The organism is Frankia sp. CeRuru1, from assembly GCF_977966315.1.
The window spans coordinates 14,179-18,802 of sequence record NZ_CDWWEW010000056.1 but is presented as its reverse complement, the minus strand read 5'-3'; the positions used below and the strand labels follow the sequence as shown (position 1 = coordinate 18,802).

General features: G+C 66.7%; 6 protein-coding genes. 3 read left to right on the top strand and 3 right to left on the bottom strand.

Annotation, left to right across the window (positions count from 1 at the left end; all coding sequences use genetic code 11):
• The 3 genes from AC08OP_RS06615 to AC08OP_RS06605 all read right to left on the bottom strand — a co-directional run.
• A partial coding sequence (locus AC08OP_RS06615; RefSeq protein ID WP_476613374.1) for a JmjC domain-containing protein occupies positions 1-478 on the bottom strand: 478 nt, incomplete at its 3' end.
• 560 nt (positions 479-1,038) lie between these two features.
• Entirely contained in the window at positions 1,039-1,248 is a 210-nt protein-coding gene (locus tag AC08OP_RS06610) for a DUF397 domain-containing protein (RefSeq protein WP_476613373.1), read from the bottom strand.
• Positions 1,245-2,114 (bottom strand): helix-turn-helix domain-containing protein, encoded by an 870-nt coding sequence (locus AC08OP_RS06605; protein ID WP_476613372.1) that lies wholly within the window; start codon positions 2,112-2,114, stop codon positions 1,245-1,247. Before AC08OP_RS06605 ends, AC08OP_RS06610 begins: the two co-directional genes overlap by 4 nt.
• Positions 2,115-2,317: 203 nt before the next feature.
• Between AC08OP_RS06605 and AC08OP_RS06600 the strand changes: the two genes are divergently transcribed.
• From AC08OP_RS06600 to AC08OP_RS06590, 3 genes are read left to right on the top strand one after another with little or no spacing between them, the layout of a single operon-like run.
• Entirely contained in the window at positions 2,318-2,614 is a 297-nt protein-coding gene (locus AC08OP_RS06600) for a hypothetical protein (protein WP_476613371.1), read from the top strand.
• A gap of 31 nt (positions 2,615-2,645) precedes the next feature.
• Complete coding sequence (locus tag AC08OP_RS06595) at positions 2,646-3,290, top strand: ATP-binding protein (RefSeq protein WP_476613370.1); 645 nt, start codon at positions 2,646-2,648, stop codon at positions 3,288-3,290.
• A gap of 45 nt (positions 3,291-3,335) precedes the next feature.
• Entirely contained in the window at positions 3,336-3,866 is a 531-nt protein-coding gene (locus AC08OP_RS06590) for a hypothetical protein (protein ID WP_476613369.1), read from the top strand.
• Positions 3,867-4,624 lie beyond the last annotated feature (758 nt).

Genomic DNA, 4,624 nt, shown 5'->3' with positions numbered 1-4,624 from the left:
CCACGAGTTGGACAACAATGACGTCGTGGTCATCCCAGTGGATCGGAAAACCGGCGCTCGATCGGGTCGTCAAGTATGCGTTGACCTGCACCAGTTCGTGTGACCACCATTGGAGTGCGCGGGTGGCGACCTCCAGCGTGGGATCAAACGTGTCCAGGGCGTCGAGCACGAGAGTCACGCCCGTGTCGAGCAGGCTTCCCATCGCCCCAGGGTCCACCATGCGAATGTTCTGCCGTCGCCTGTTAGTCTGGGAGCGAAGGTAGTCGGCGGGATGGAGTTCGTCTCCGTCCTTGAAAAAACGGAGCTGAGGTGGTTCCAAGCTTCGTCGCGTGACAATATCCAGAAGTCGCGACGCGGTCATCAGACGTTCGCACAATGACGTATCTTCCAGATGACCCCGCGCGAACTCCCGTCCAAGAGGTGAGACGTCCCGCCAGTCAAACGCGCCCTCAATTCCCCGGACCAGACGATGCTCCATCGCTAGCGATTCGCTCCTCGCTGTTCAAAGGTATCGAGGGTGGCCATGGTGCGGGCGGCTCTGGTCGTCCTATCTGTTTTCCTCGGGGAAGTTAAGCCCGTCGCCGGAGCCTCCGTCGCTACGACCCGTGCTCCCTCCGTCGGAGTGCTCGGCGTCATAACGGTCCTGTACCTGCGACAGGTTTTCAACGGCTAGAACAAGGTCGTCATCGTCAGAGTTCATGTAGCTTCCTCGCTCTCAATCGAACGCCACTTGGATATCTGCCCGGCCGTCACATGGTAGGAGCCGCCTGTCGGGCATCGCAACCGGTTTGGCGAAAGAGAAGCGCTTGTGTAGCCGGCACACTCACGCCGGGACCGGACGTCGGGCTGAGGTAGATGAAAGACGTTGACAGTCCTATCCGCAGGTAGACCGGCCAGTGGCACTGTCAGCAGTAGGCGCCGCCACGTCGGCTAGGTTGGGAGTGCTCGCCCGGTCATAAGCAAGCGGGCGTCGCCGGGCGGGAGATGCCCGCACCTGCGACGCCCGCGCGGTCCCGGTGGTGGCGGCGGGGCTCTGTGTCAGGAGTCGAACTCGCCGTCGCGGACACCTGCTTGGAACGCGGCCCACTCGGCGGGTGTGAAGCGCAGGACCGGCCCGTCTGGCTGCTTGGAGTCGCGGATGGCTCGGCCGCCGTCGGGGAGGGTGGCGACTTCGACGCAGTCGCCGCCGGTGCCGCCGGAGTAGCTGCTCTTGCGCCAGTTCAGGACGTCGTTGCTGTGGGTGGTCATCGTTCCATGTCCTCACGTGCGGCTTTGATGATCGACAGGGCGCCGTTGGTCGGGGCGAGGGCGGAGCTTCGGAGCTGGTTCATCCACGCCTCGTAGCGCCGTACCTCGGTCTGTTTCTCCAGGTAGAGACTTCCCGTGGGAGCCTCGATGTAGACCGTTTCCGGGGCTCCGTCGGTGTCCGGGAAGCCCAGGATCGTGAAGCTGGAGATCATGCCGGAGTGGGCGCCGACGGTGAAGGGCACGACCTGGATCGTGACTCCGGGTTGGTCGGATGCCTCGATCAGCTGGTCAAGCTGCCTGGCCATGATCGTGGAAGTGCCGACGTGGCGCCGGATCACTGCCTCGTCGAGGATGGCCCAGAGCTGGGCGGGCTGCTCTCCGGTGAGGATCTTCTGCCGGTTCATCCGCAGTTCCACGGCGCGGTCGACTTCGTGCGTGGGTAGCTCTGGCGAGGCGGCGCGGATGACCGCCCGCGCGTAGTCCTCGGTCTGGAGCAGGCCGGGCACAAGCAGGGCCTGGAAGGTCGTGATCGTGGAGGCTTCGGCTTCCAGGCCGATGTAGACCTGGAACCAGCGCGGCACGACATCGCCGTAGGAGTGCCACCACGCGGGCTTGCGGGTCTCCTTCGCCAGCGCCAGCAATGCCTGTCGCTGGTTGGCATCGGTGACGCCGTAGAGGTCGAGCAGGTCCGCGACGTTGCGCGTGACGAACCGGAACTGTCCGGTCTCCATCCGGCTGATCGTCGGCCCGCTGCGGTGGATGTGCTCCCCGGCCTGGTCGACGGTCAGCTCCTTCGCCTCCCGCAGCCGGCGCAGCTCTGCGCCCAGACGCCGACGCCGTACGGTGGGGCCTGGCGTGCTCGCCATGGTCCTCCCTTCTCCTGGTAGCAGTCTGCCAGCCCGACCCGCGGCCTGATCTACACACGCCCACGCAACACGCGTACGTACTTGCGTATGCTGGATCAGCCATGCATTCTGCCAGTACCGCGGCGCTGTCCGTGACAGCACGAGCGCCGCGCGAGCGGAGGCACAGCGAGGGGCCTCCCGCCACCAACCGAGGGGAGAGGGCCATGGACGAACGCCGGTTCGTGGTGTGGGACGCGGATGGACGACCGCTCGGCGCGTTCCCTGAGTTCGACGCTGCCCACGAATGGGCGCACCTGCGGATGCGGCAGGCGCGTACCCGTCTTCCCCTGACCCTTGATGATCGTGTGGCGAAGGTCAGCCGCCGCGTGTCCCCCGCCCGCTGTGAGCTGGTGGCGTGGGCCGAGTTCGCCGTTCTCCCCGGCTGCGACCTGCCGTCCCTCGGCACCGCCCACACGGACGACGTGTCACAGCGCCAGTCCGCGCAGTGCATCCGGCCGTGAACGCCGCGATCATCGGCCGCCGGACAGCCGCATGCGCGTCGACCACTCCAAGGGGCTCGGCATGACAGCGGCCGACCCATCGCCCACGATCCGCATAGCGGTGGAGCACTTCCCGCCGACCGTCGCGGCCGTTCCCGAGATGCGGGCGCGCACCGTCCTCACGCTCGCGCGATGGTCGGTGGACGCGGACGCCGTGAGCAGCGCCGAAATCGTCGTCTGTGAACTGGCCTCGAATGCCGCGAAGGCGAGCCGCCCGCACGACGTCGTGGCCATACGGCTGACCGCCACCATTGGGAACGTCCTCATCGAAGTATGGGACGGCAACGACAGCCCTCCCCGCATCAAAACCCCCGACGTGTTCTCCGAGGATGGGCGGGGTCTGCTGATGGTCGACGGGCTTTCCAGCCAATGGTCGTGGTACCCGGTCAAAACCGGCGGAAAAGTCGTATGGGCCGAGATTCCCGGCGGTCTGCGACCCGGCCCGCAGGCGACGCCCGCCGATGCGGCGATGCCGACGCGGACACCGACGCTCGGGCCGGAACCGGCGGAGCCCGTCTTCTACAGCACCGATCCGGGGACCTTGCTACGGGTCGTGGACGCGCTGCGTGGGCTGGACCCGTGGCACCTGCCCTCCTCCGGCCAGCGCTCGCCCGACGCCATGGTGCGCACGGCGTGACGCACCGCTACGTGATCGGAAGGGGGAGACGTGGGCGAGCCGAGTGTGAGAGCTGAACGGAATGCGTTACGGGTCCAGATGCTGGACGCGGGAATGACGCATGCGGAGATCGCTGACGAGTTCATGCTTCGTTATCGGGTCCGTCCTCGCACGGTTTTCCGGCAGGCGCACGGCTGGACGCTGACACGGGCCGCTGGCCATATCAACGGCCACGCCGCCAAGCTTGGTATCGATCCGGACGGCGGGGCGCGCGTGACCGAATCCCATCTGTGTGAAGTGGAGCATTGGCCGGATGGGTATTCACGGCGAAGGCCCACCCCGCAGATTCTCGCGCTGCTGGCGTCCACCTATGGAACGGACGTCCACATGCTGGTGGACGCCCGCGACCGCCTGCGGATGCGCCCGGCGGACCGGCTGGTGATCAACACCATGACGTGCCAACGTCAACCGGCCGCCTGCCCCCACTGCCACCGCCGGGAACCGGCGGCCATGCCCCGGGCTCCGAGGGTGCGGCTGGACGCGCTGGCGTCATCCGGGGGCCTCGCTGCGTCGGCATACCCCCTGCCGATCGGGTAGCCGTACCGGTCGCCGCGCCGGTCCCCTGTTTGAGCGGCTACCCCGGCGGGGAGCCGCTGGCGCAGGCCACCGGCTCCGCTGGGGTCGCCCGAGCACAGCCCGACTCGTACCCCTACAGGTCACGTGTTCACATCCAGACGGCCGTGGCCCCGGCCCGCTGGGCATCCGCGCGCCTGCACGCTCCCGCAGTTCCGCTACATCCTGCTTGGTCGGAATTGTCCGGCTTCCCGCCTGTCCGCCCACCGGACCCCCCATCGGTCCGCCCACCGGACCACCCGTAAAGACGGGTGGGCCTGCGATGCCGCACCGGCGCAGGTCGCGGCATCTGCCACACCCACCCGAGCACTCCGCGACTTAAATACCCAACGGGTACTGTTCAAAGTATAGGAGCGGGTTGCGGATACGTGATGTGGTCCCTTTCCGCCCCGTTCTCCGGCAGGGGGAACGATTCGCACGCATTGCGGCCGAGCGACAACCACAGTTGTCGCCTTTCGCTGACAGCGGCACCTGGTGCCGACGCCAGCAGGCCCACAGGGAACCCCTTTTGTCTGTGATCTCACTCACATGTCTGTGCCGTGTCTGCGGAGATACATCCGGATTTGCCCGATGTCCCAACCGATGCCCCGTCCGCATACCCAACGGAGACCCCAACCGCGTACCTGCTTAGTGGGTACACCCGGCGTGGCGCATCTGTGCAGCTCGGAGGGTATCTGGGGTGTACCCAAGTGGGCCAAGACTTAGTTGCCTACTGGCATCCT

What these genes read in the sequence shown, in the direction of transcription:
- AC08OP_RS06610 (WP_476613373.1), bottom strand. Translation starts at nt 1,248, where the DNA reads ATGACCACCCACAGCAACGACGTCCTGAACTGGCGCAAGAGCAGCTAC.
- AC08OP_RS06605 (WP_476613372.1), bottom strand. Translation starts at nt 2,114, where the DNA reads ATGGCGAGCACGCCAGGCCCCACCGTACGGCGTCGGCGTCTGGGCGCA.
- AC08OP_RS06600 (WP_476613371.1), top strand. Translation starts at nt 2,318, where the DNA reads ATGGACGAACGCCGGTTCGTGGTGTGGGACGCGGATGGACGACCGCTC.
- AC08OP_RS06595 (WP_476613370.1), top strand. Translation starts at nt 2,646, where the DNA reads ATGCGCGTCGACCACTCCAAGGGGCTCGGCATGACAGCGGCCGACCCA.